Source organism: Streptomyces sp. NBC_00443, from assembly GCF_036014175.1.
In the GTDB taxonomy this organism is placed as follows: Bacteria; Actinomycetota; Actinomycetes; order Streptomycetales; family Streptomycetaceae; genus Streptomyces.
Window position 1 is genome coordinate 160,574 of the sequence record NZ_CP107917.1, and the last position, 23,733, is coordinate 184,306.

20 protein-coding genes and 4 pseudogenes are annotated in these 23,733 nt (G+C 68.3%); 15 read left to right on the forward strand and 9 right to left on the reverse strand.

From position 1 onward, the window contains the following. The 4 genes from OHO27_RS00755 to OHO27_RS00770 form a co-directional block, all read right to left on the reverse strand. The gene (locus tag OHO27_RS00755; protein ID WP_328419303.1) at nucleotides 1-873 is read right to left on the reverse strand and encodes an ABC transporter ATP-binding protein; all 873 of its coding nucleotides are present in this window, start codon (nucleotides 871-873) and stop codon (nucleotides 1-3) included. After that, nucleotides 863-1,855 carry a branched-chain amino acid ABC transporter permease gene (locus OHO27_RS00760; RefSeq protein ID WP_328419305.1) on the reverse strand — a complete coding sequence of 331 codons (993 nt, stop codon included), beginning with the start codon at nucleotides 1,853-1,855 and terminating at the stop codon, nucleotides 863-865. The genes OHO27_RS00755 and OHO27_RS00760 overlap by 11 nt, the downstream gene beginning before the upstream one ends. A 10-nt stretch (nucleotides 1,856-1,865) precedes the next feature. Further along, nucleotides 1,866-2,861, reverse strand: a complete 996-nt coding sequence (locus tag OHO27_RS00765; RefSeq protein ID WP_328419307.1) for a branched-chain amino acid ABC transporter permease — start codon at nucleotides 2,859-2,861, stop codon at nucleotides 1,866-1,868. A 1,226-nt stretch (nucleotides 2,862-4,087) separates the two neighbouring features. Next, the gene (locus OHO27_RS00770; RefSeq protein ID WP_328419309.1) at nucleotides 4,088-4,624 is read right to left on the reverse strand and encodes a hypothetical protein; all 537 of its coding nucleotides are present in this window, start codon (nucleotides 4,622-4,624) and stop codon (nucleotides 4,088-4,090) included. A gap of 1,109 nt (nucleotides 4,625-5,733) precedes the next feature. Here OHO27_RS00770 and OHO27_RS00775 point away from each other — a divergent pair. From OHO27_RS00775 to OHO27_RS00780, 3 genes and pseudogenes are all read left to right on the forward strand, one after another. Beyond that, nucleotides 5,734-6,150, forward strand: a complete 417-nt coding sequence (locus OHO27_RS00775; protein WP_328430307.1) for a hypothetical protein — start codon at nucleotides 5,734-5,736, stop codon at nucleotides 6,148-6,150. A gap of 284 nt (nucleotides 6,151-6,434) precedes the next feature. Next, nucleotides 6,435-6,515 (forward strand): annotated as a pseudogene (locus OHO27_RS43025) (hypothetical protein); the annotation flags it as partial. Nucleotides 6,516-7,103: 588 nt separating this feature from the next. Beyond that, nucleotides 7,104-7,442: pseudogene (locus OHO27_RS00780) on the forward strand (RNA polymerase sigma factor); the annotation flags it as partial. Nucleotides 7,443-7,444: 2 nt separating this feature from the next. On the opposite strand, the gene OHO27_RS00785 reads toward OHO27_RS00780, so the two are convergent. Then, entirely contained in the window at nucleotides 7,445-7,672 is a 228-nt protein-coding gene (locus tag OHO27_RS00785) for a hypothetical protein (protein WP_328419311.1), read from the reverse strand. A gap of 485 nt (nucleotides 7,673-8,157) precedes the next feature. Here OHO27_RS00785 and OHO27_RS00790 point away from each other — a divergent pair. The 11 genes and pseudogenes from OHO27_RS00790 to OHO27_RS00840 all read left to right on the forward strand — a co-directional run bounded on the left by OHO27_RS00790 (nucleotide 8,158) and on the right by OHO27_RS00840 (nucleotide 19,103). Beyond that, nucleotides 8,158-9,103, forward strand: a pseudogene (locus OHO27_RS00790) (ABC transporter ATP-binding protein). Further along, on the forward strand, nucleotides 9,100-9,870 hold the full coding sequence (locus OHO27_RS00795; RefSeq protein WP_328430308.1) for an MlaE family ABC transporter permease: 771 nt from the start codon (nucleotides 9,100-9,102) through the stop codon (nucleotides 9,868-9,870). The pseudogene OHO27_RS00790 and the gene OHO27_RS00795 overlap by 4 nt, the downstream one beginning before the upstream one ends. Nucleotides 9,871-9,873: 3 nt before the next feature. Next, entirely contained in the window at nucleotides 9,874-10,689 is an 816-nt protein-coding gene (locus OHO27_RS00800; RefSeq protein ID WP_328419313.1) for an MlaE family ABC transporter permease, read from the forward strand. 8 nt (nucleotides 10,690-10,697) lie between these two features. Beyond that, nucleotides 10,698-11,939 carry an MCE family protein gene (locus OHO27_RS00805; RefSeq protein WP_328419315.1) on the forward strand — a complete coding sequence of 414 codons (1,242 nt, stop codon included), beginning with the start codon at nucleotides 10,698-10,700 and terminating at the stop codon, nucleotides 11,937-11,939. Next, on the forward strand, nucleotides 11,936-12,988 hold the full coding sequence (locus OHO27_RS00810) for an MlaD family protein (protein WP_328419317.1): 1,053 nt from the start codon (nucleotides 11,936-11,938) through the stop codon (nucleotides 12,986-12,988). Before OHO27_RS00805 ends, OHO27_RS00810 begins: the two co-directional genes overlap by 4 nt. Continuing rightward, a complete protein-coding gene (locus tag OHO27_RS00815; RefSeq protein WP_328419318.1) occupies nucleotides 12,985-14,130 on the forward strand; it encodes an MCE family protein in 1,146 nt (381 codons plus the stop codon). The genes OHO27_RS00810 and OHO27_RS00815 overlap by 4 nt, the downstream gene beginning before the upstream one ends. 26 nt (nucleotides 14,131-14,156) lie before the next feature. Continuing rightward, a complete protein-coding gene (locus tag OHO27_RS00820) occupies nucleotides 14,157-15,263 on the forward strand; it encodes an MCE family protein (RefSeq protein WP_328430309.1) in 1,107 nt (368 codons plus the stop codon). After that, the gene (locus OHO27_RS00825; RefSeq protein ID WP_328419319.1) at nucleotides 15,260-16,582 is read left to right on the forward strand and encodes an MCE family protein; all 1,323 of its coding nucleotides are present in this window, start codon (nucleotides 15,260-15,262) and stop codon (nucleotides 16,580-16,582) included. Before OHO27_RS00820 ends, OHO27_RS00825 begins: the two co-directional genes overlap by 4 nt. Beyond that, nucleotides 16,579-17,817 (forward strand): MlaD family protein, encoded by a 1,239-nt coding sequence (locus tag OHO27_RS00830; RefSeq protein ID WP_328419321.1) that lies wholly within the window; start codon nucleotides 16,579-16,581, stop codon nucleotides 17,815-17,817. Before OHO27_RS00825 ends, OHO27_RS00830 begins: the two co-directional genes overlap by 4 nt. Continuing rightward, nucleotides 17,814-18,305: a hypothetical protein gene (locus OHO27_RS00835; RefSeq protein ID WP_328419323.1), complete on the forward strand. Its 492-nt coding sequence runs from the start codon at nucleotides 17,814-17,816 to the stop codon at nucleotides 18,303-18,305. Before OHO27_RS00830 ends, OHO27_RS00835 begins: the two co-directional genes overlap by 4 nt. A gap of 21 nt (nucleotides 18,306-18,326) precedes the next feature. Then, complete coding sequence (locus OHO27_RS00840) at nucleotides 18,327-19,103, forward strand: hypothetical protein (protein WP_328419325.1); 777 nt, start codon at nucleotides 18,327-18,329, stop codon at nucleotides 19,101-19,103. A 182-nt stretch (nucleotides 19,104-19,285) separates the two neighbouring features. Here OHO27_RS00840 and OHO27_RS00845 read toward each other — a convergent pair. From OHO27_RS00845 to OHO27_RS00855, 3 genes and pseudogenes are all read right to left on the reverse strand, one after another. Continuing rightward, nucleotides 19,286-19,855 (reverse strand): annotated as a pseudogene (locus OHO27_RS00845) (SDR family oxidoreductase); the annotation flags it as partial. Between the two features lie 367 nt (nucleotides 19,856-20,222). Next, the gene (locus tag OHO27_RS00850; RefSeq protein ID WP_328419327.1) at nucleotides 20,223-21,143 is read right to left on the reverse strand and encodes an NADP-dependent oxidoreductase; all 921 of its coding nucleotides are present in this window, start codon (nucleotides 21,141-21,143) and stop codon (nucleotides 20,223-20,225) included. 547 nt (nucleotides 21,144-21,690) lie between these two features. Continuing rightward, the gene (locus tag OHO27_RS00855; RefSeq protein WP_328419329.1) at nucleotides 21,691-22,245 is read right to left on the reverse strand and encodes a hypothetical protein; all 555 of its coding nucleotides are present in this window, start codon (nucleotides 22,243-22,245) and stop codon (nucleotides 21,691-21,693) included. A 198-nt stretch (nucleotides 22,246-22,443) separates the two neighbouring features. On the opposite strand from OHO27_RS00855, the gene OHO27_RS00860 reads away from it, so the two are divergent. Continuing rightward, a complete protein-coding gene (locus OHO27_RS00860; protein WP_328430310.1) occupies nucleotides 22,444-22,956 on the forward strand; it encodes a hypothetical protein in 513 nt (170 codons plus the stop codon). A gap of 296 nt (nucleotides 22,957-23,252) precedes the next feature. Here the strand turns inward: OHO27_RS00860 and OHO27_RS00865 are convergent, their stop codons facing one another. Then, nucleotides 23,253-23,600, reverse strand: a complete 348-nt coding sequence (locus OHO27_RS00865; RefSeq protein ID WP_328419330.1) for an ANTAR domain-containing protein — start codon at nucleotides 23,598-23,600, stop codon at nucleotides 23,253-23,255. Nucleotides 23,601-23,733 lie beyond the last annotated feature (133 nt).

A 23,733-nucleotide genomic window follows, 5' to 3' on the forward strand; every position in this document is an offset into this window, starting at 1 on the left:
CTACCCCTCCTCGCCCTTCTCGTCGGTGGCGTCCGGCTCGTCGTGCCGCTTGCCCAAGTAGGCGTCCACGACGGCGGCGTTCCGGCCGATCGTGTGCGGTGGGCCCTCGGCCACAAGGCGGCCGTCGGCCATGACGGCCACCCAGTCGCTGATGCCCATGACCACGTCCATGTCGTGCTCGACGAAGCAAACCGTCAGCCCCTCTTCGCGCAGCTGCGTGATGTGTCCGAGCAGCGACTGGGTCAGCGCGGGGTTCACCCCGGCCATCGGCTCGTCGAGCAGGAGCATGACCGGCCGGGTCATCAGCGCGCGGGCCAGTTCCAGCAGTTTGCGCTGGCCGCCGGAGAGCGTGCCGGCATGGTCGTCGCGCAGGGGCCCGAGCCGGAACCGGTCCAGCAGTTCGTCGGCCCGGCGCTCGAACTCCCGCTCCTGCCCGCGCCACAGCGGTCTCAGCAGCGCCGGCAACACCCGCTCGCCGCGATGTCCGGGTGCGGCGAGCAGCAGGTTCTCCAGCACCGTGAGCCGGGCAACCGCCCTGGAGAGCTGGAACGTACGGACCATTCCGCGCCGTGCCACCCGGTGCGCCGGGGCACCGGTGAGCGGCTGTCCGTCGAACGACCAACGGCCGCCGTCGGCCCGGTCGAACCCGCTCACCACGTTGAACAACGTGGTCTTGCCGGCGCCGTTGGGCCCGATGAGCGCCGTGATGGCCCCGCGCTGCACCTCCAGGTGCTCGACCCGCACGGCGACGAGGCCGCCGAAGGTGCGGGTCACCTGGTCCAGGACCAGCAGGGGATCGGGCTTGCGCACCCCCGGCTCGGGATCGATCGCGAAGAGTCGGCCCGGTTGGGACACGACAGGGTCAGCGGCCACTGAGCAACATCTCCTTCCGGCTGCCGAGGATGCCCTGTGGCCGGAACGTGACCAGCAGGATCAGGGCGACCCCGACCAGGGCGAAGCGCACCGCGCCGACCTCCGACGTGCTGATGAGGTCCGGCGAGATGTACTCGGCGTCGATGGCCTGGCGCAGCGCGCTGTCGAGGAAGCTGAGGACGAACCAGAACAGGATCGAGCCGACGACCGGCCCGAGGATGCGCCCGGCGCCTCCCAGCACGAGCAGCGTGTACAGGAAGAACGTGACGCCCGGATCGTAGTTGTCCGGGTTCACGGACTGCACCTGGATCGCCTGCATCATGCCCGCGACCGCCCCGATGACGCCACCGAGCACGAGGCTCTGCATCTTGTACGCGTAGACATTCTTGCCGAGGCTGCGCGCGGCGACCTCGTCATCACGGATCGACCGGATGACACGGCCCCAGGGGCTGTGGATCAGCAGGGCCAGCAGACCTCCGACCACGAGCACCAGCGCCCATCCGACGATCATCACCCAGAGATCGCGGGAGCTGAACCTCACGAGCCACACGCCGTAGGTGCCGGGCTCGATGGGGCTGATTTCGTAGAAGTCGTTCGCGAATCTCTGCAGCCCGAAGACCCCACCGGTGACCGGCTCGGCCCAGTTGGAGCGGTAGAACAGCCGTAGCGCCTCCCCCGCCGCGATCGTGGTGATCGCGAGGTAATCGGCGCGCAGCCGCAGAGTGGGCAGGCCGAGGAGCAGGGCCAGCACGATCGCGCACGCGATTCCGCCCAGGACTCCGAGCCACATCGGGCCGCCGTACGTCGACACCGTGATGGCGAGTCCGTAACCGCCGACCAACATGAACCCGACCTGGCCGAAGTTCAGCAGCCCCGTGTAACCGAAGTGCAGGTTCAGCCCCATCGCGGCGAGGGCGTAGACGGCGGCGATGGGGCCGATTCCGGAGCGGAGTGCGTCGGAGACGATGGCCGAGAAGTCCATGGCGCGCTCCTCACCCGACACGTTCGGCCCGGCCGAGGATGCCCTGCGGCCGGACGAGGAGAACGAGGATGAGGACGAGCAGCGCCCAGGCGTACTGCAGGTCGACCGGGAACCACAGGGTGGACATCTGGGCGACGATGCCGATGACGAGGCTGCCGACCATCGCACCGTAGGCGGAGCCGAGGCCGCCCAGGATGATCCCCGCGAACATGAGCAGCAGGAGTTTGAAGCCCATGTCCCAGGTGACGATCTCCACCAGGCCGAAGAAGACGCCACCGAGTGCGGCCAGTCCGCCGGCGAGCATCCACACGAACAGCACAACCCGCTGCACGTCGATGCCTGAGGCCTCCGCGAGGTCACGGTTGGCGGAGACGGCCCGGACGGCCGTGCCGATCCGCGTCTTCTGCAGGAGCGCGGCGATGCCGAGCAGCACCAGCACGGCGAGCAGGGTGACCGTGAGGTCCCGTGGGGTGATGCCGGCCGGGCCCAGGTCGATCGTGCTCTGGATGTCGTACTGCGCGTAGGAGGCGGGGCGGGTTCCGTACAGCACGAGTACGACGTGGCGCAGCAGTAGCGAGAGCCCGATGGTGACGATGAACATGTTGATCAGCCCGGTGCCCCGTGCCCGCAGCGGGCGCCAGATGCCGCGATCGACCGCTCCGCCCAGCAGGGCGCCGAAGACCACCGCGGCGAGGGCGGCGGGAATCAGGTGCCAGCCCGGCCCGGCCGCGGAGGCGTTGAGGAAGAACGCGAAGGTGGCGCCGATCGTGACGAACTCACCGTGCGCGAAGTTGATCAGGTGGATGGTGCCGAAGATCAGTGAGAGCCCGACCGATGTGATCGCGATGATCACTCCGAACTGGATACCGTCGATCAGCGCCTGCAGAGCGCGCGCGGCGAACGTGGGGCCGCGCGGGACTTCCTCACCCTGTGCCCGCGCGGAGATCGCGGGCACCACTACGAGGACCAGGGCGAGGGCCGGTACGAGCATCCGCTGACAGCGCACGATGATTCCGGTACGTCACGAACGTCCCTTATGGGCTCAGTGTAAGCGCAGGTCGGGGCGGTGACATGGGCCGCGCTCCTTCCGCTTCGGCCCGCTGATCGCCGCAGAGGCCAGCCGGTGGCCGGCGCTCCGATCCGCCTGACCGGCACCGAGACCATCCCTACAGAGGTCGGCGATCCCCACGTCATCCTCACCGCCGTCGACCAGCTCACCGACAACAGCACGCCGACGTGACCAGCGTGGCGAAGTCCGCAGAGGCACGCAAGGACACGTTCTCCTCAGCGATCCGCTCGGCACTCCACACCACGTCGGTGCCGTCGTGCCCGCGCACTCCGTTGCACTCGCGGAGCAGGAACGCAAGATCCACGGGAAGCGGCTGCCCGAGCACACGTTCGACCTCGGCCAATGCTTCGCTGGTCGCCGGCTCAGCAAGCTCCGCGTCCGCCCTCACTTGAAGGATCCGTTCACGCCACATCCGGCGAGCATCCCAGGACCCTGAAGATCGCGGCCGCCCGATCACTGCGAGGGCTTTGCGGTGCCCGTGACATGCCGCGCCGACGGCCCGTCAGCCGCACCGGCCGCCGGTGCGATTCCCCGGCCGCAAGCTGCATGCCACCACTGTTCGAGACCGGCCCCTGGCCGTGGCGCGTGCCCTTATGCCGATCTGCAAGGGCAAACCAGGCACTCCCCCGGCTCAGCGCACAGGGCAGGCGGAGAGGATCCGCCGTGACCGTCTGAGTCACCAGTCGTGCGACCGGCGATGCGACATGGACGCCAGTCACGTTCGCCATCAGGGCCCGGCCGCCTGCGCGTCGGGGGCGAACCATGCGCGCGATGAGGCCCGGACCGAACCGTCCTGGCCCATCGTGGGTGACTTCTACTGTTCTGGATCGAGTCGGTCGTGTCCCGGGGAACGGATCAGCGCATCGCGTGCACCCTGGCGTGGGGGTGCGGTGCCCTGCGCGCCCGCGACTGCGCGTTCGCCGCCGCGGGCGTCTTGGCCGTCCGTGACTCAGGACTGGTCTCCGATGCCGTCGCCACAGTCACCGACCGTACAGCCCCGGTACAGGAGGCCGGCAGTGCCCATCTCGGGCCGTGAGCAGGCAGCCAGGGGTGAGGGGCAGGGATCGCGTCTACTGCCGTCCCACGGCTCGACGGTCAGGGCCCGGCCCAGTGGCGGCGGGCCGGGGGCCGCATGCCACGCGGGCCGGGTCGCCGCTACCCCCTCAGTGGTGCTTCCTGTCGACTGCCCGGAAGCTGCCGACGAGTGCGAACGGCACCACGCTCCCGTCGAAAACAACCGTTCCCGGGATTGCACTGCTGGAGTCTCCGCGCCCGATCGTCGCAATTGCGGCACCGTTGTCGCACGTGATTCCGGTGAAGAATTCGATCCTCTTGTCAGTTTCGTTCCGGACGTTGAAGCTGGTCGCCGGACTACTGATTACAGCGATGCACTCACCCCCCTTGACCGAATACGTCCGCTCGTTGACATAGACCCGTTCGCGGTCGTCATCGTCCCTCCAGTCGCCGTGATTCGACCGCCCGTCCCGGCCCGTCTGCCCGTCCCGGCCCATCTGCCCGTCCCCGCCCGTCTGCCCGTTCCCGCCCACGTCCCCTCCCTGAGGCAAGGAGGCCGCAGCCTCCTGCACCGACGCGGCGGACTCCGGAACCGAATTTGAAGCCGACGCATAGTTCACGGTGGTTGCAGCGACGACGGTGACGCCCACCGACAATGCGATCCCGACCACGGTACGCGTACGCATTCCGCTTCTCCCTCTCGCAGGCATAATGCTTTCTCCTTCTCTCAGGGATGCCAGCCGACCCGGCCGCCTACGAAAGAAGCTACTCACGCCGAATTCTGTCGCCACTTCAGAAATCCATGACAGCCATCAGAACGGGGCCGATCGGGCGTTCAAGAACCCGGAACGACACATGTGACGGACCATCAAAAAGCGACAGCAGAAGCGACTTGGCCACATCAGTGGGCCGTACGGGGGACCTCACTGACACCCCGTCACACTTCTGCGCGCGTGTCGGGCATTGACAACGCACCGCACGACGACTAGGACACCGCTCCCGGACATCTGGATCTGCCCTGATCAGCGCCTCACAACAGGAACTCTAGCGGGCACACACAGCCACCACGGACAGACTTGCCGACACCTCCGCACCAAGGTCGGATCACGCGCGGTCCAGTCGCAGCCGCCGCAACCACGCAAGGAGACCTGCCAGAGACCAGGACCATGCCACCCGAGATAGCCGACGACAAGTCAGAACCCGCGGCCACCACCGGAGCGGGGCGCCATCACCCAGGCCCGACAATCCGCGCTGCCAAAACCCGAGCCCAGTTCTGGCCCAGGAACAGCCCACCGCACGACACGTGCCCCCGGCGTGGGAAACGTAACGGACGGCAACGCCTCTGGCGTGTCCGCCGCGGGTGCCCTGACCACTCGCGGCCCAGGACCCGATCCGGACATTGCCGCTGCCGCCGGCCATACACGCGGTCTCCGCAGCCGACAGCGGCCTCCGCACGGCCACCGCCACCCAGCCGTGACCGTGCCCGCCCAGCCCCAGCCGTGGCGGCGACCCACCCGTCTTCGCTCCACCCGCAGCCACCGAGGACGACACCGCCCACGCGGCTACCGCCAGTCGTAGCCCAGCCACCGCTGCCATCCCTCATACCGGCCGCGACGGCGCTCGAGTCGGCGCAGCCGCCACCGGCTTCACCGCCATCGTTTCGCAACGAGATCGCTCAAGGAGCTGCTGTGGTCAGGTTCGACTTGTTCCGTAAGATCACTGCATGCCCTCCGCCGAACGCGTAACCCGGTCCACGGTTTCCCGTCGCATCCAGCCGATATCCACCCCTCAGACGATGTCGCAGCTGCCCCAACGGATCTGGTCAGATGAAGACTGGGAGCGGATCCAGCGCGGCTACGCGTCGCGGGGCATGGACGAGAAGTGGAGCGTCTTCGCGGAGGACGAAGTTGTCTTCCTGCACCGAAGCTGGACCGGTCACGGAGTCTTCGCGGCGACCTTCGCGCCGATGGATCATGACGGGTGGCGCATTACTCGTGCGGTCGTAGAACGCGACCCCAAGCGCTATCGGAGCACGGACGACGAGTACGACTGCGTCATGCTTGAGCTGGTAATCAGCGGCATCGTGCTCGGCGAACCAGCGCATGACCTCCGCTCGAAACTGGTGGAGTTGACGCAACGGAAGCCCGGCTCCGACGATGCGCCCGCTGGGGCGATTCAGCACAGCGCGTTGGGGCTGCGCTCGGAGTCATAGCCGATACAGCTGAAGCCGTACGACGCCCGGCCCCGCCCTCTGGGCCTCAGAAGGGCAGCCTCGATCGGCGAACGGCAGCTTGCCGAGTCTCTACGACACGGCAGGCCGTGCCTGACCCCAACTGCCGACCCGCTTAAGCCCGTTCAGCGCGAAGGCATGCGAGCCCTTCGCCACCGCATCGTCTGCTTCGCGACTCCAGCACAGCCGGTACGGACACCCACGGGCTGTCCTCGGCAAGTTCAACCACGTACTGCGAACTCAACTGCTAGGCACATTCGGCGTGTGAAGCCTGGCAGATCACAAGGCAAGGAGCCTGGCGCATCGTGTCGCTACCAGAAGGAGAGCTCGCGGTGCGGCAGGAGTGACGACGGTTGGCCCTCGGGCTGTTGGGCTCGGATCTGGGGCGAGCCGGCAGGAGCCGGTGCCTGTTTCGGTGGCGGTCCCGCCGAAGGCGAGTCAGTCGACCATGACGCCGCCCAGGCGCGTCCGGGCAGGGTACGGCCGCCAGGCTGTCCAGGTGGCGACCCCTGCACGCGTCCACACCTGTGCACTGAGGGCGCGTGCCCTCGGGCGCCCCATCGATACTCACCACCTCGACGGGACCTGACCTGCCCAAAGGGTCGGAGGCATCGGATGCCGGTTCAAAGACGGCAACGCACTCCACAGCTCGTGACCGAGCCGAGGACCTCCTGGCCGGTGAAGACCCTCTGACCAGTAACAGCGCGGACTCGATGACAGCCGTCCCCTCCACAACCGCGGATACTCGGCGGTAATGTCGCCCCCCGCCGGACGGCACGAGACCGGTGGGAGAGAGCGAAGGGGTCCTCATGGGGACGGAGACGCCTGCGGACATAGCCGCAGCAACACCTGCGGAGATGCACGCCGCCGCCGACCGTTGGCAGCGCATGTGGAGCCACCGCGAGCAGTTGCTCAAGGTGGCCCGGCGCAGGTCGATGAGTGCGGAGGACGCCGAGGACGCGGTGCACGAGGCGATGCTGCGCGCCGCTGAGCGCCCCGACCTGGACGACGAGCGGCTCGCGGCGTGGCTGACAACGGTGACGATGCGGCTGTGCGTCGACCGCTACCGGCAGGTGAACCGTGAGGCCCAGGTGCACACCAGCCCGACTCTCATCTCCCCCGGCCCGGTGCCCGTCGAGGAGGCGGTGTGCGACCGGGCCGAGGCGAAGTGGCTGGCAGTCCGCAGTGGTGAGCTGCCCGCTCGGCAGGCCGAGGCGCTGCGGCTGAAGTCGGAGGATCTCGACGTCGGCCAGGTCGCCGTCCGGATGGGGCTGAGCTACCGGACCGTCGAGTCGCTGCTGGCCCGGGCGCGGCGGACGCTGCGCCAGTCGCTGGCCGCGACGCTCGGATGCGCGCTGTTCCTGATCGGACGGCCGCGGGGCAGCGGCAAGGTGCAGGCCGTGGCGATTGCTTCCACGGCGGCGACGCTGGCGGTGGCGGGGTTCGTGCTGCCGTACACGCTCGACGGGGGCGGGGGCGAGGGCGGTACTGCTCCGCGTCCCATTGTTGCTTCGCCGGGTGTGGAGGAGTTGCGGCCGGACATCAGCGCTGGGGGCAGGGCTCCTCAGGGGAACCGGACCACGGCCTCGGCGGCCGAACCGAAGGCGACCGGGTCGCCGTCGGGAGAATCGCTCCCGCCGCTGTCTGTGCCGTCGCTGCCGGAAGTGGCGGTGCCGAAGATCTCGATGTCCCCGCTGCCAGTGCTGTCCGCGCCGGAGGTGCCACGTGTGCCAGAGGTAGCGGGACGGCCCGAGGTGCCGGAACTGCCCGAGCCCCCAGACCTGCCGGTCGAGCCCCCGCCGTGCCGTCCGAGTGGCTGCAGCTCCCCACGGCGCCCCCTCAGCCGTGACTCCGATCAAACAGTCCTAGCCCCCCGTCCCCCCCGCCCCGAATCCCGCTCGAAAAAATCCACCACCCGAGCGACGGACGCCCCGCCCCTCCCCGTAGAGCAAGTGTCAGAGCTGCTCCATGGGCTGAAGGGTGGACCGGATGGGTGTCGAGATCTGTGTGGAAGGGCTGACCAAGTCCTTCGGTCACCAGGTCATCTGGCAGGACGTCTCACTGACGCTGCCCGCCGGGGAAGTCTCGGTCATGCTCGGGCCGTCGGGCACGGGCAAGTCAGTGTTCCTCAAGACGCTCGTCGGACTGCTGAAGCCGGAGCGAGGATCGATCACGATCCAGGGCCGGGACATCACCAAGCTTCGCGAGCACGATCTGTACGAGGTGCGCAAGCTCTTCGGCGTGCTGTTCCAGGACGGCGCGCTGTTCGGCTCGATGAACCTGTACGACAACATCGCTTTCCCGCTGCGCGAGCACACCCGGAAGTCCGAGAGCGAGGTCCGGCGCATCGTGCTGGACAAGATGGACATGGTCGGGCTGATCGGTGCCGAGGGAAAACTGCCCGGCGAGATCTCCGGCGGAATGCGGAAGCGGGCGGGACTGGCCCGGGCCCTGGTGCTCGACCCGGAGATCATCCTTTTCGACGAACCCGACTCGGGCCTCGACCCGGTCCGGGTCGCCTACCTCAACCAGCTCATCGTCGACCTCAACGCCCAGATCGACGCGACCTTCCTGATCGTCACGCACGACATCTCCTCCGCCCGCCAGGTGCCGGACAACATCGGGCTGCTGTTCCGCCGCGAGCTGGTCACGTTCGGGCCGCGCGAGAAACTGCTGACCAGCAACGAGCCCGTTGTGCGGCAGTTCCTGAACGGCCGCATGCAGGGCCCCATCGGCATGGCGGAGGAGAAGGACGCCGCACAGGTCGAGCAGGAGCTGGCCGCCCTCGGCGACGACGCCAAGGGCACAGAGTCTCCCGGCAGCCAGACTCCGACCCCCGCCTACTGCCGGGGCCGGGTATCCCCGGTCTCCCCGCTGGGAAGCGATCGCCCGACGCGAGGCCGCGCTGCACCAGAAGACGGTGGTCGGCGCATGAGCCTTTCACCGATCGGAGCGCTGCGGCACTCGGGGAGCCTGTTCGCGATGGCGCTGGACGTCGCCCGGACGATTCCCCGGCGGCCCTTCCAGGCAAGGGAGTTCATCCAGCAGGCATGGTTCATCGCGAGTGTGACGATTCTTCCGACGGCCCTGGTCTCCATCCCCTTCGGCGCGGTCATCGCACTGCAGATCGGCAGCCTCACGCGACAGCTCGGAGCCCAGTCCTTCTCGGGCGCCGCCTCCGTGCTGGCCGTGCTGCGCGAAGCCTCGCCGATCGTCACCGCGCTGCTGATCGCGGGCGCCGGCGGCACGGCGATCTGCGCGGACCTCGGGGCACGGAAGATCCGCGACGAGATCGACGCGATGCAGGTGCTGGGCATCGATCCCATCCACCGGCTGGTAGTGCCGCGGGTGCTGGCATCGATGCTGGTCGCGGTCCTGCTCAACGGCCTTGTGTCGGTGGTCGGCGTGGCAGGCGGCTACTTCTTCAACGTCGTCCTGCAGAACGGCACTCCGGGCGCCTACCTCGCTTCCTTCACCACCCTCGCCCAGCTCTCCGACCTGTGGGCGGCCGAGATCAAGGCACTCGTCTTCGGCGCAATCGCCGCGATCGTCGCCTCGTACAAGGGACTCACCGCGAAAGGCGGCCCGAAGGGTGTGGGCGACGCGGTGAACCAGTCGGTGGTGATCACCTTCATGTTGCTGTTCGTGACCAACTTCGTGATGACCGCGGTGTACTTCCAGGTCGTTCCGCAGAGGGGTTAGCCGATGAGACTTCTCAACCGCCCTCTGCGCTCCCTGGAAGCGCTGGGCACCCAACTCACCTTCTACGGCCACTCGTTGGCGTGGACCGGACGTACCCTGCGCCGCTACAAGAAGGAGATCCTCCGGCTGCTGGCCGAGGTGAGCTTCGGCCGGGGCGCGCTGGCGGTCGTGGGCGGCACGGTCGGCGTGATCGCCTTCCTGTCATTCTTCACCGGCACCGAAGTCGGCCTCCAGGGCTACGCGGCCCTCAACCAGCTCGGCACCTCCAACTTCGTCGCGTTCCTCTCGGCGTACTTCAACACCCGCGAGATCGCCCCGCTGGTGGCCGGACTCGCCCTGTCCGCGACCGTCGGCGCCGGGTTCACGGCCCAGCTGGGCGCGATGCGGATCAGCGAGGAGACCGACGCGCTCGAAGTGATGGGCGTGCCCTCGCTGCCGTTCCTGGTGACGACGAGGATGATCGCCGGATTCGTCGCGGTGATCCCGCTGTACGTGATCGGCCTGCTGTCCTCCTACGTCGCCGCCCGCACCATCACAACGGTCTACTACGGCCAGTCGGCCGGCACCTATGACCACTACTTCCAGCAGTACCTGCCACCGGTCGACGTGTTGTGGTCCTTCGGCAAAGTGCTCGTGTTCGCTGTCCTGATCATCCTCGTCCACTGCTTCTACGGCTACTACGCCGGCGGCGGCCTGGCGGGCGTCGGCGTGGCAGTGGGCCGTGCGGTGCGGACCTCGATCGTGGCGATCAACGTCCTCGACTTCTTCCTGTCGCTCGCGATATGGGGCGCCAGCACGACCGTACGGATCGCGGGGTGAGCCGCCGGATGAGGGTGCTGAGACTGCGGTTGTACGGCGTCGTCTTCATCGCCGTACTCGCATTGCTGCTGGGGCTGTCGGTCGCGGTCTACCGACAGGTGTTCACGCCGGTAGTGCGTATCACGCTGGAGGCCGACAGCCTGGGCAACCAGCTCGATCCGCGGGCCGACGTCAAGCTGCGCGGGCTGCTGGTCGGCGAGGTGCGCGAGGTGCGCGCCGACGGGACGAAGGCGACGCTCGACATCGCGCTCAAGCCGGAGCATGTCGCGTACATTCCCTCCGACGTGCACGCGCGCCTGCTGCCCAAGACGCTGTTCGGCGAGAAGTACGTCGACCTGGTGCCGCCCGCCGGCTCGTCCGCCCGCCCCATCCGTGCCGGCGACGTCATTACCCAGGACCGCACCCGTGCCGGCATCGAGGTGCAGCAGCTCATGAACGACCTGCTGCCCCTGCTGCGAACCGTCCAGCCCGGCAAGCTCAACGCCACCCTCTCCGCGTTCGCAACAGCCCTCGAAGGCCGCGGCGACCGGATCGGCGACAACCTCACGCGCCTGGAGGCCTACCTGCGCCGCCTCAACCCCCACCTGCCCTCCCTCACCGAGGACATCGCCCGCTTCGCCGAGGTCGCCGAGATCTACGGCGACGCGGCGCCCGACCTGATGGACATCCTGCGCAACACCGTCACCACCAGCCGCACCATCGTCGAGCAGAAGGACCAGCTGGCGGCGGCATTGAGAACCACGGCGACCGTCGCCGGCACCACAGAGGACTTCCTCGACGCGAACGGCGACCGGCTGATCGCCCTCGGCCAGGTCTCCCGCCCGACGCTGGAGCTGTTCGCCCGCTACTCCCCCGAGTACCCGTGTCTGCTGGCCGGTCTGGTCCGGCAGGAGAAGGCCTCGGAAGAGGCGTTCCGGGGCGGCAAGATGCACATCACGCTGGAGGTCGTGCGGCCTCAGGGTGCCTACGAGCCGGGCGAGGAGCCGCGGTACGGCGAGCGGTCGGGGCCCCACTGCCGTGATCTGCCGAGTCCGCCGGTGCCGGCTCCCGGGGCCCACCTCAACGACGGTTCGGAGTCCGGGGGGTCATCCTCCAGCGGCCCGCGCGGCGTGACCGCCACCCGGGCCGAGCAGCGGGCCCTCGACTCGCTCGTGGCCCCTGTCCTGGGGGTGCCCGCAGACGAGGTGCCGCCGGTCGCGACACTGCTGTTCGGGCCGCTGGCGCGCGGGACGGCGGTGAGTGTGGCATGAGGACCGCAGGCGCGCGGCAGACCGCTGCTCCCCTCATCAAGTTCAGCGTTTTCGCGCTGGTGACCATCCTGGCCACGGCCCTCCTCGCCGCCACCATCGTGAACATCTCCTTCGCCCCCGAGCATCGCTATCGCGCGGTGTTCAGCGACGTCACCGGCCTTGAGGAGGGCGACGACATCCGCGTCGCCGGAGTGCGGGTCGGCGAGATCGAGGGCATCCGGATCAAGGACCGGACGCTGGCCGAGGTCACCTTCACCGTCGGCCAGGACCGGCCACTGCTCACCAGCACGGGCGCCGTCATCCGGTACCGCAACCTGGTCGGGCAGCGGTATGTCGCGCTGACCGAGGGCACGGGCGACGGCACCCGGCTGCTGCGGCCCGGCGCGACGATCCCGCTGGCGCGCACGCAACCGGCGTTGGACCTCAACGCGCTGCTCAACGGCTTCAAGCCCCTGTTCGCCGCGCTCAGCCCGAAGGACGTCAACCAGCTCGCCACCGAGATCATCAAGACCCTCCAGGGCGAGGGTGGCACCGTCAACAGCCTGCTCGTGCACACGGCGTCGCTCACCTCGACGCTGGCCGGCCGCGATCAGCTGATCGGCTCGGTGATCGACAACCTCAACACCGTGCTGAAGACGCTCGACAAACGCGGAACCCGCTTCTCCGGCCTCCTCAAGCAGTTGCGCCGGGTCATCTCGGGCCTGTCCGCCGACCGCAAGCCCATCGGGGAGTCGCTGGTGAGCATCGGCGATCTGACCGAGGCCACCTCGGGACTGCTGAAGGACGCGCGTCCGCCGCTGAAGGACGACATCGCCGAGCTGACCGAGCTCACCGGAACGCTGAACGACAACGAGAAGACAGTGGAGGGCGTCCTGAAGCGGCTGCCGAACAAGCTCAACGAGCTGACGGGGACGGCGTCCTACGGCTCGTGGTTCAACTTCTACCTGTGCGACTTCGACGGGCGGATCGTACTGCCGAAGACGAAGTCGACGTCACAGCAGGTACTCACGCCTGATCTGCATGTGGCGAGGGCGAGGTGCGGGTCATGAGCCGCAAGCAAGGTCCCGAGCCGCTGTTCAAGGTACGGGTGGAGCCACCACGGCTGCCGAAGATACGGCTCCTGCCGCACCGCAGGCCGCGTCCGCAGCCGCTGTTCAAGGTGCACGTCGAGCCGCCCAAGTTGCCGAATCTGCGGATCCGCCGACCACGCCTCATCCCCTTCCGCGACCGCGACCCCGTCGTCATCGGCACCGTCGGCCTCACCGCCCTCGCCCTGCTGGCCGTGGCCGCCTTCAACGCCGACCGCCTGCCGGTGATCGGCGCCGGCGAGACGTACAGCGCGGCCTTCGCGGAGGCGGGCGGGCTCAAGCCCGGTGATGAGGTGCGGGTCGCCGGGGTCAAGGTCGGCAAGGTCGAGGAGGTCGACCTCGACGGCGACCACGTCAAGATCACCTTCAAGATCAAGGGCGAGCCAGGCTTCGGGACGGAGACCGGCGCGTCGATTCGGGTCAAGACGATCCTTGGCGCGAAGTACATCGCACTGCACCCCAAGGGCGGAGGCCAGTTGGCGCCCGGCAGCGAGATACCGCTGAAACGCACGGTCCCCGCGTACGACGTCGTACAGGCGTTCAGCGACCTCACCACGACATCGGAGAAGGTCGACACCGACCGCGCGGCAAAAGCGCTGGACACCATCTCGACGACCTTCGAGGACTCCCCCGCCGAGGTGCGGGCGTCCCTCAAGGGCCTGTCGCAGATCTCCCGGACGGTGGCCTCCCGCGACAAGGCGCTGCGTGAGCTGCTCGACCACGCGAAGGGCGTCACGGGCGTACTGGCCAACCGATCCGACGACTTCACCGCCCTGGTCAAGGACGGCGACAAGCTGTTCAAAGAGATCAGCAAGCGACGCGAGGCGATCCACAGACTGCTGAAGAGCTCCGCCGCGCTCGGCATCCAGCTCTCCGGCCTGGTCCAGGACAACGACAAGGAGATCGGGCCCGCGCTCAAGGGCCTGAACCGCGTGGTGACGATGCTCGAACGGAACCAATCCAGTCTGGACCGGAGCATCAAGCTCCTTGCGCCCTATGTGCGGCTCTTCACCAACACCCTCGGCAACGGCCGCTGGTTCGACTCCTACGTCCAGAACCTGGTCGCGGCTCCGGTGGTACCGCGGACGGGAGGGGCGCAGTGAACCTCCCTGTCAGGCTGAGAAAGCGACTGGCCCTGCTCACCGCGCTGTCCCTCGTCGCCGCGATTACGTACGTCCTGTGGCCACGCCCCGAGCCAGTCCGCGTCACGGCGTACTTCCCGCGCACGGTCGGCATCTACCCCGGTTCGGACGTCCGTGTCCTGGGCGTACGGATCGGCGAGGTCAAGGAGATCAGGCCGGAGGGCGGCAGGGTGCGGGTGAAGCTGGAGTACGAGGCGGACCGCAGAATCCCGGCCGAAGCACAGGCGGCGATCATCAACTCCTCGGTGGTCAGCGACCGTTATGTGCAGCTGCTACCGGTGTACCGGGGCGGTCCGGTGCTGCGGGACGGGGGCGAGATCCCCGAGTCGCGCACGGCCGTACCGGTCGAGCTGGACCGTATCTTCGACAGCCTGCACACCACAGCCGAGGCGCTCGGCCCCGAGGGCGCCAACAAGGACGGGGCCCTGTCCCGGCTGCTCGGAGTGAGCGCGGACAACCTCGACGGCCAGGGCAAGAACCTCAACCAGACGGTCGAGGACCTCTCGAAGGCAGTGACGACCCTCTCCAACGGCCGCACGGACCTGTTCGGCACGATCCGGAACCTCCAGGTCTTCACGGCGGCGCTGGCGGCCGACGACAAGAGCGTGCGGTCGTTCAACGGCAGCCTCGCGAGGGTCGCCGAGCAACTGGCGGGCGAGCGCAAGGACTTGGCGGCGGCGCTGAAGAACCTCGGGACGGCGCTGGGCGACGTGTCCGGCTTCGTGAGGAGGAACAAGAAGTCGCTGACCGAGAACGTGGAGGGTCTGAGCAAGGTGACAAAGGTGCTCGTCACCCAACGGGCCGCGCTGGAGGAGCTTTTGGAGGTGGCCCCGACCGGCATGTCGAACCTCAACAACGCCTACAACCCGTCGGCCGGCACCCTCGACACCCGCAACAACGCCGATCACGCGCAGGATCCAGCTTCGCTACTGTGCTCGCTGCTCAGGACGACCGGGGACGAGGGCGGAAAGAACCCGGGCTGTAAGGAGTTGGAGAGGCTCTTCGACTCCCTGCCGGAGTTGCCGCAGGGCGGCCCGGCGGTCACCGGCACGGTCGACCGCACCCTCGGCGGAATCCTGGAGGCCGGCGCATGAGCGTGCTGCGCGTGAGCGTGCTGCGCCGGGGCGGGACGGCGGCCTGGGCGGCCGTCGGTTCGCTGCTCCTCTCCGGCTGCGAGTTCAACGGTTGGCACGACGTGCAGCTGCCCGGCGGAGCGGCCTCGGACGGCAACGCGTATCACGTCACAGTCGAGTTCCGTGACGTCCTCGACCTGGTGCCGCAGTCGGCGGTGAAGGTCAACAACGTCACCGTGGGCGCGGTGGAGAAGGTGGAGCTGGACGGCTGGCACGCGCGCGTACGCCTCCGGGTCGGCGACTCGGTCAAGCTGCCCGCCAACGCGATCGCGGAGCTACGCCAGACCAGCGTGCTCGGCGAGAAGTATGTGGCGCTGTCCAAGCCGACGGACACCACACCGGTAGGGCGCCTCGGCGACGGCGACGCGATCCCGTTGTCCCGCAGCGGCCGCAATCCGGAGATCGAGGAGGTGCTGTCCGCCCTGTCCGCGCTACTCAACGGCGGTGGAGTGGCGCAGCTCAAGACGATCACCGTGGAGCTGAACAATGCGCTGGAAGGACGGGAGAACCGGGTCAGGTCGCTACTGAAGGAACTGAACACGTTCCTGGGCGGCCTGGACAAGCAGAAGGGCGACATCGTCCGGGCCCTGAAGGCCGTGGACCGACTCGCCAAGCGCCTTGGCAAGGAGAAGAAGACCATCGCCGAGGCCGTGGACGCGATGCCGCCGGCCCTGAAGGTCCTGGCCGACCAGCGGCGCGACCTGACGCGGATGCTCACGGCGTTGTCGAAGCTCGGAAAGACAGGCACCAGGGTGGTCAACGCCTCGCACGACGACACAGTCGCGAACCTGAAGCGGCTGCGCCCGATCCTGCAACAACTCAACAAGGCCGGAAGCGACCTGCCCAACGCCTTGGAGCTGCTGACCACTTATCCCTTCCCCCGCAACGCGGTGGACGCCATCAAGGGCGACTACGTCAACCTCCACATCACGGCTGACCTCGATCTGGCCGGGATCTACGGCAACTTGACGGAGAAGCCGGGCGGCAGTCGGGGTGGCGAAGGGCAGACCCAGGGGCCCGAGCTCCCGAAGCCCCCAGACCTCCCGGACGTACCGGATCTCCCGAGCCTGCCGACCGTGCCGACACCCACCGCGCTCCCGAGCACACCGAGCGTGCCGTCGTCCCCCTCGGCCCCTTCCGACGGCAGTGGCGACCCGCTGTGCCCACCGGTGTGCACCAGCAGCTACAGCGATTACGGCAGTTACGGCACCGGAAGCGACTGGCCGAAGGGGATCGACCTCGCACTGGCCGAGCTGATGCTGAAGGGAGTCCAGCCGTGATCACACGTACGGTCAAGGCCCAGCTTCTCGCCTTCACCACCATCACCGCCGTAGGCGTGTCGTACGTCGGCGCCGAGTACACGGGGCTGGTGGACGAGGTACTGGACCGCGGCTACACGGTCCAGGCGGACTTCACCGAATCCGGGGGCATTTTCCCCGGCGCCGAGGTGACGTATCGCGGGGCGCCGGTGGGCAGGGTGGACGCGCTGCACCTGACGGGCACCGACGGCGTGTCGGTTGCCCTGGACATCGAGGACGGGGCACCGCGCATCCCGGCGAACACATTCGCCGTGGTGGCGAACCGTTCGGCGGTGGGCGAGCAGTACGTCGACCTGCAACCTCGCAACTCCCACGGACCCTATCTGCTCGACGGCAGCACGATCCCGCGCGAGAGAACACGCGTACCCCTGCCGACGACGGATCTGATCCTCAGCCTGGACCGCCTGGTGAACTCGGTGGGCAAGGACGATCTGCAGGTCACGGTCGACGAGTTGGGCAAGGCGTTCGCGGGAACGGGCCCGAACCTCAGCCGTCTGGTGGACTCGGGCAACGAGCTGGTGGAGTCGGCGTCGGAGGCGCTGCCGGAAACGATCGCGCTCATCGAGGACTCACGGAAGGTACTGAAGACACAGGCTGACCAGGGCTCGTCCATCAAGTCGTTCGCAAGCGATCTGGCGACGCTCACGGCGCAGTTGAAGGCGAGCGACGGAAACCTGCGCAGGCTGATCGGCAACGCGAGGCCGGCGGCACAGGAGGTGAACTCGCTGCTGAAGTCGGTGTCGCCGAGGCTCTCGATCCTGCTGGCGAACCTGATCAGCGGCGGCCAGGTGACGATGGCGCGTCTGCCCGGCGTGGAGCAGGCCCTGGTCACCTTCCCGGTGATGGTGGCGGGCAGCTACACGGTCATTCCCGGCGACGGCACCACCCACTTCGGCCTGGTGGTGAACGCCGACGACCCGCCGGCCTGCACGCAGGGCTACGGCACGGCCCGCCGCGACCCTGCCGACACCAGCACACGCGAGGCGAACACCAACGCCCGCTGCACGCTCCCGCAGGGCAGCGAGTCATCCGTACGAGGCGCACAGAACGCGCCCTACGTGACCCCGTACGACCCGGAGACCGGCACCACCGCCGGCCCGGACGGAAGGGCCGTCGAGATCGGCTCGAAGGGCGGCCAGCAGGCCGTGTTCGGAAAGGAGTCGTGGCAATGGCTACTCGTTGGCCCCATGGCATGAAGAACTTGCGCAGCTCCATTTCACTGACGGCAGGACTCGTCGCCTCGACGGTCCTGACCACCGCACTCACGACTTGGCTGGCCCTCGGCCTCTACGCCCAACGCGAAGCGAACCAGGTCCGCCAGGACATCCTGGTCGCGGCCCGCCAGTCGGCGCTGAACTTCACTTCCCTCGACTACCGGCACTACGACCGTGACAGCGCGAACGTACTGGCAGGCGCGACCGGCGACTTCAAGAAGCAGTTCGCCGCACAGACGGAGCAGCTGACACGACTCGTCGCGGCGAACAAGTCCGTATCCGAGGGCCAGGTCCTGGAGGCAGGCATCGTCCGCTCCGACGAGGACTCTGCCCGCGTCCTGGTCGTCGCCGACAGCCAGGTGACCAACACGGCTGCGCCCCAGGGAGAGTCGCGCACGTATCGCCTGCAACTGAACCTGGTGCACCGGGACGGCCGCTGGCTGACGTCCGACGTCGAGTTCGTCGGCTGACAAGTAACGAGGAGTACGACCATGCCGAAGACGACCACCGGCCGCGCCCCCGGCATCACGACCGGGCGCACGATGACGGCGGCGGCCCGCGCGGCAGCCAAGCGCGCGGAACGCGGCCGCTACAACGCCGACTCAGTGGCGGCCATCGACAGTGTGGGCGGGGACCGGTCCGAGCGCCCGCTCGCGGGCCGCACCGTGCTCGTCGAGGCCCCGAAAGACGGCTGGCAAGACCCGCCGGAGCCGTCACCGGAGGCGTTCGAGGAGGCCGAAACGCCGGAAAAGCCCGGCAAACCCGGCCCTCGAAGGCTGCTCACAGCACTGCTCGGCGCCTTGCTCGTGGCAGGTTTGGTGGCGGTCGCCATACTTGGGTGGCAGTACCGGGAGGGAGAGCGCACACAGGCTGCCCGCACCGACGCGGTCGAGGCCGCACGCAAGGCGGCACCGATCGTCCTGTCGTACGACTACCGCCACCTGGATCGCGACTTCGCGAGGGCTCGCACCCACCTCACTGGGGACTTCAGCAGGGAGTACGGAAAGACGACGGAGACCGTGGTGGGCCCGACGGCGAAGAAGTACCAAGGCGTGGTGAAGGCGACGATCGCCGCCCCTCCTTCCGGCGGAACCCCGGCAGCCTCCGTCGCCTCGGCCTCCCCGGACGAAGTCGTGGTCCTGCTCTTCGTCAACCAGGTCACCGAGAGCACGCAGGTATCGGGGTCCCGGTTGGACCTGAACCGGGTGCGGATGACGATGGCCCGCACGACGGAGCGGTGGAAGGTGAGCGCGGTCGACGCACTCTGACAGAAAAGCCTTGCCATCGCTGCGCCGCCCTACGACCGTCGGGGTGGCGGCCGACGTCATCCAAAGAGACTGTGGCCACGATCTCGTTGCTCCCGGCGCACTGGGCCTCGTACGACGCACACGTGCGGCCGGGAGTGCGCCCCATCGCTTCGAGGAACTGGATGCGCACCACCGGCCGTGGTTCAGGCCCGGGTGTAGCCGCCGTCAGCGAAGAGTTCGGCGCCGGTGACGAACGACGAGGCCTCCAAAGCCAGGAAGAGGGCGGCCTCGGCGATTTCCTCGGCGTCGGCCAGCCGCCCCAGTGGCACGACGGCCTCGGCGAACTGGTCGACGTCCGGCCCCGCGGCGCCCAGCAGGCCAGGGGTCCGCATGGGTCCCGGGCTGAGCACGTTGACCCGGAATCGGCGCTCCCTCGACTGCCGGGCCCAGTTGTGCACGAGGTTGCTCACTGCCGCCTTCGAGGCGCTGTAGACCTCGAGCTGCTCATTGGGCCGCACGCTGTTGCTCGAGCCGACGACCAGGATGGAGGCGTTCTCCGCCAGCAGCGGAAGCGCAGACACCGCACTGGCGGTTCTGCCCATGCCCGAGGGGCAGAACCGCCTCGCAACCGGGCGCAGTCCGGCCCGCGAGAACTGACTTGGTGTAATCACGGCCACATGATCCGCCGGACTGTGCCTAGCGTGGATCTTGTTCAGCAGCCTAGCGATCGTCGTACAGGAAGTGATCGGACAGAGGGTGGCCTCTCCCCCGCGCCGGGCGGCGGCGCTTTGCCCTCGTCACTGTTCGGCCCTGGCCTTCGTGGCCGCTCGCGAGGCTCAAGAGCGCAGAGCGATACGGAACACCCAACACTGCGCTCTTCTACTTCACCGACCCCAACGGCCACGTCATCGCCGTCACCCAGAAGCAGACCTGGTGACCGCCCGCCATGACGCAGACCAACGCCACCACTGCAGGTGTGGTGAAATGCGCGGCCCTCTGGGACACCACGGCAGGGCGCTCGCCGACCTTCTACGCCGCCTGAGTCCTCCGCCTCGGTGGACAGGCGGTGGATCGGCGAGGACGTGGCAGTCCGGTCAGGGCGGGAAGGGGGGCGTATGCGCGAGATAGGGGGCTTCTCGCTCAGTCTCCGGTGACGCGGATGATCGTCTTGCCGGGGGTGCGCTTGTCCGGCGTGAACGCGGAGGCTGCCTCGGCGAGCGGCCGGACGGCGCCGACGATCGGCTTGAGGCGGCCGTCCCGCAGCCGCTCGGCGAGGTCGGCCAGGCGGACCCGGTCGGGTTCGACGACGAAGAAGACCGCTCGCCCGTCGCGGGGGTGGACGGTGACCGGCTCGGCGATGGTGACCAGGGTGCCGCCCGGGCGGACCAGTGCGGTGGAGCGTTCGAGGATCTCCCCGCCGATCACGTCGAACACGGCGTCGACCTCGCCGATGTCCTCCAGTCTCTCGGCCTGGAGGTCGACGAAGGCGTTCGCGCCCAGGCCGAGGGCGGTGTCGCGGTCGCCGGCACGGCCGGTGCCGATCACCCGGGCGCCGGCCTCGCAGGCCAGCTGCACGGCGATGGAGCCGACGCCGCCCGCGGCGCCGTGGATGAGCACGCTCTGGCCGGTGGTCAGGTGGGCGTGGTCGAACAGGCCCTGCCAGGCGGTGAGCCCGGAGATCGGCAGCCCGGCGGCCGTGAGGTGGTCGACATCGGCCGGGAGCGGGGCTAGGTTGCGGGCCTCGACCGCCGTGTACTGGGCCAGCGAGCCGTTGCGGGCCCAGTCGGTCAGACCGAACACGCGCTGTCCGACCGTCAGGCCGGTGGTGCCGTAGCCGAGCTCGGTTACCACACCGGACAGCTCGTGGCCGGGCACGCTCGGGGTCCGGTCACGACCGGCCCGGTCGGTCCAGGTGCCGGGCCAGTCCAGCTCGCCCGGGGTAAACCCGGCGGCGTGGACCTCCACGATCACGTCGTTCTCGGCCGCGCGCGGGTAGGGCAGCTCGGAGAGGGTCAGCCCGCTGACACCGGCGTCGCGGTCGTGGACGGTGATGGCTTGCATGAGGGGTTCCTCTGAGGAGGGGGACGCTCAAGGAGCGGGCATCGCGCCTGGTGGCAGCCGGCATCGGCCCAGCAGGAAGGCGCCCGCCCGCCAGGACCAATCCCAGCGCCGTCCGCCCCCGTCCGCCACCGCACACAGTGGCGGACGAAGGGCGACTGACAGGTGCCGTTGTGGTCAGGCACCCCACGCTAATTGGAACGCGGCCCAAACGTGTGGGCCATTTACACTCACATTCAGTGGGCCACTTACTTGACTCCGGTTACCCCTAGCCACACACGTTCTCGCGGCCTCCCCACACCATGGCGCCCCCGCCGCGCGCCCCGCCCGGGTCTCGTCACGGCATTCGCGGGCCGTGCGTTCACCCGCCCCCGCGGGGCGTCCGCCTGCAGCCCGACCTCCAGCAGGCCGGGCCGGCCCAGGTCGTGGCGCTGGCGCAGGGTGAGGGTGGCGGGCGCCGACCAGCCCCAAGTCGCGGAGGTACGCGCCTAAAAGAGCGTTCCCGGAATGATCACGAAGCCCGGTACAGTCCGGTGGGCTGAAGACAGACTCAGCCGTTGGCTTGTGAAGTGCCCAAAGATCGGGCGAAGTCGGCGAGGGTCCAGAAGTCGTACTCGCGCAGGCCGATCCGCGGGTTGACATGGTGCAGAAGCCCACGCGCGCGGTGGTGGGCGGTCACGTACGCCTGGTCCAGATCGCTCTGTTCGTCGTCCACCCAGGCGAAGGGACGGCCGTTGGCGTACTCCACCAGGGGAGCAGTCTTCCAGTGAACTCCGTCGGGACGGTCCTGGAACAATGCGTCGCCGAAGTCGACGAATGGCAGTTCGGGAAGGCCGAGCGCCGGGGCAATCCAGCGGTTGGCATCCGCCATCCATGTGGTGGCCCAGCACAGCTCGTAGTCGAGCTGCAACAGGTCTCGTCCGTGCTCTGGCTTGAGCCAGACCCGCAAGGGGCGCCGACGCCGCGAGAGTTCTCCGTGTTCCTCTGGAGTCCCACTGTCTTGGGGCACTCTGAGTGTGGTGTAGCCGTCGGGGCGCTTCTCCGGCTTGGCCGCATAAGGGTTGAGGGGCCCGTCCACGTCGAGGAACAGCAGTGGCCGGCTCACGATCTCCCCCTGACATGCTCAATATCGGCTGCGCCGGTGGAAGCGTAGCTGCAGCGATCGCCTCGGCCTCGGGCCGGCCCGATGTGATGATCACGGCGTGACAGGTGTGATCACGGCATCGGAGCCGTCCTGGACATGTTGCTTCGAATATGCGCTGGCCGGTCGGGCTGAAGGCCGGGAGACTCAGGTGCTGTGGACATGGGGATCTTTGGTTTCAAGCCGTCCTTCCTGGTCGGGATCGAGGCGGTTCGACAGACGCACGGATCACGTCTGGCGAAGCTCGCTGGTCGGCGGCTGACGGGGTTCGTCGTGGTGCGCTTCATTGAGGACGGAGACTGGTTCGCCGACTGCCCGGTGGTGTTGGACTTCGACGGCGTTCAGGTGGAGGTCTGCCACTCAAAGCTCGATGAACTCTCCATCGGCTGGGACACGATCGACACTGCAGCAAGCATCGCAGGATGGGATTGGTCCGAGTTCACGCCTGAGTGGTCTCACAGTGATGAACACCTGGAGCCGTTTGTGGGCCAGGAACTGTGCGAGGTCGCACTGCTTGAGTGGCGGCCGGCAGAGCGCGATTTGGCGGCCGGAACGGTGGCGGTGGAGTTCGTCTTCGCTGGGGGCCGTTTGCGGATCGTCAACGGCCTCGACGAGAACCGCATCGAGGCCGGTGTGGCCCCGCCGGACTACGTTCGGCACCGGATCGGCCGTTGAGCACTACGGCACGGCCGGTTTCCGGTTGATCTCAATGACAGTCAGCAGGGTGGGATGCCGATCTGCCGGGGAGTCGGCCCGGCCGCAGTGGGAGTCGTGACGTGGCAAACCGATGGAATTCGCCGACCTGCTGAAACGCGGCATTCTCCGGCCAGCCCCTGTACGCGGTGGATGCCGTACCGCTAAGCCCAGCGGGTGTCGGTCGGCAAACACGCGACTGCCCGCATCGGGCTCGCGGACCAGCCGAGCGGCCCGCGCACAGGGCAGCTGTGCCGGTAGGCGGGGGCGGCCCTTGGTCAGGGGTCCGGCTGTGAGGCGGCGATGGTGCGGCGCGCCAGGGCTGCGCGCAGCTCCGTCAGGAGCACATCGGGTAGTGCCGCGCCTTGGGCGTGCTCGAGGACGTGTTCGGCGACGGTGGTCAGTTTGGTGTTGGTGTGCTGGGAGACTTCCCGCAGCACGGTGAAGCCGTCCCACGGCGGTATCTGCCCCAGCACGGTCAGGACGCCGATGGCCTGGTCCACGACGGCGTGGGAGACAAGGGCCTCGCCCAGCTGATCGTTCTCCGTGCGCAGCCGCTCCACCTCATGCTGCAGACGGCTGTCCGCAAAGGCGGGCGTCGCCTCAGAGTATTCGGAGGTAGCCATGAGCTCATCCTCGGATGCAACGGGTGACGGTCATGCGTATCGCCTGCCCGTAATCCTCTTCAGGCTCCACCCGAACCGCTGTGGTGCACAACGCATGTGTCCTCCAGACCGCAGGCCGGAGGACACACACCGG

What these genes read in the sequence shown, in the direction of transcription:
- OHO27_RS00760 (WP_328419305.1), bottom strand. Translation starts at nt 1,855, where the DNA reads ATGGACTTCTCGGCCATCGTCTCCGACGCACTCCGCTCCGGAATCGGC.
- OHO27_RS00770 (WP_328419309.1), bottom strand. Translation starts at nt 4,624, where the DNA reads ATGCGTACGCGTACCGTGGTCGGGATCGCATTGTCGGTGGGCGTCACC.
- OHO27_RS00775 (WP_328430307.1), top strand. Translation starts at nt 5,734, where the DNA reads ATGTCGCAGCTGCCCCAACGGATCTGGTCAGATGAAGACTGGGAGCGG.
- OHO27_RS00785 (WP_328419311.1), bottom strand. Translation starts at nt 7,672, where the DNA reads ATGGGACGCGGAGCAGTACCGCCCTCGCCCCCGCCCCCGTCGAGCGTG.
- OHO27_RS00795 (WP_328430308.1), top strand. Translation starts at nt 9,100, where the DNA reads ATGAGCCTTTCACCGATCGGAGCGCTGCGGCACTCGGGGAGCCTGTTC.
- OHO27_RS00800 (WP_328419313.1), top strand. Translation starts at nt 9,874, where the DNA reads ATGAGACTTCTCAACCGCCCTCTGCGCTCCCTGGAAGCGCTGGGCACC.
- OHO27_RS00805 (WP_328419315.1), top strand. Translation starts at nt 10,698, where the DNA reads ATGAGGGTGCTGAGACTGCGGTTGTACGGCGTCGTCTTCATCGCCGTA.
- OHO27_RS00810 (WP_328419317.1), top strand. Translation starts at nt 11,936, where the DNA reads ATGAGGACCGCAGGCGCGCGGCAGACCGCTGCTCCCCTCATCAAGTTC.
- OHO27_RS00815 (WP_328419318.1), top strand. Translation starts at nt 12,985, where the DNA reads ATGAGCCGCAAGCAAGGTCCCGAGCCGCTGTTCAAGGTACGGGTGGAG.
- OHO27_RS00825 (WP_328419319.1), top strand. Translation starts at nt 15,260, where the DNA reads ATGAGCGTGCTGCGCGTGAGCGTGCTGCGCCGGGGCGGGACGGCGGCC.
- OHO27_RS00835 (WP_328419323.1), top strand. Translation starts at nt 17,814, where the DNA reads ATGAAGAACTTGCGCAGCTCCATTTCACTGACGGCAGGACTCGTCGCC.
- OHO27_RS00840 (WP_328419325.1), top strand. Translation starts at nt 18,327, where the DNA reads ATGCCGAAGACGACCACCGGCCGCGCCCCCGGCATCACGACCGGGCGC.
- OHO27_RS00850 (WP_328419327.1), bottom strand. Translation starts at nt 21,143, where the DNA reads ATGCAAGCCATCACCGTCCACGACCGCGACGCCGGTGTCAGCGGGCTG.
- OHO27_RS00860 (WP_328430310.1), top strand. Translation starts at nt 22,444, where the DNA reads ATGGGGATCTTTGGTTTCAAGCCGTCCTTCCTGGTCGGGATCGAGGCG.
- OHO27_RS00865 (WP_328419330.1), bottom strand. Translation starts at nt 23,600, where the DNA reads ATGGCTACCTCCGAATACTCTGAGGCGACGCCCGCCTTTGCGGACAGC.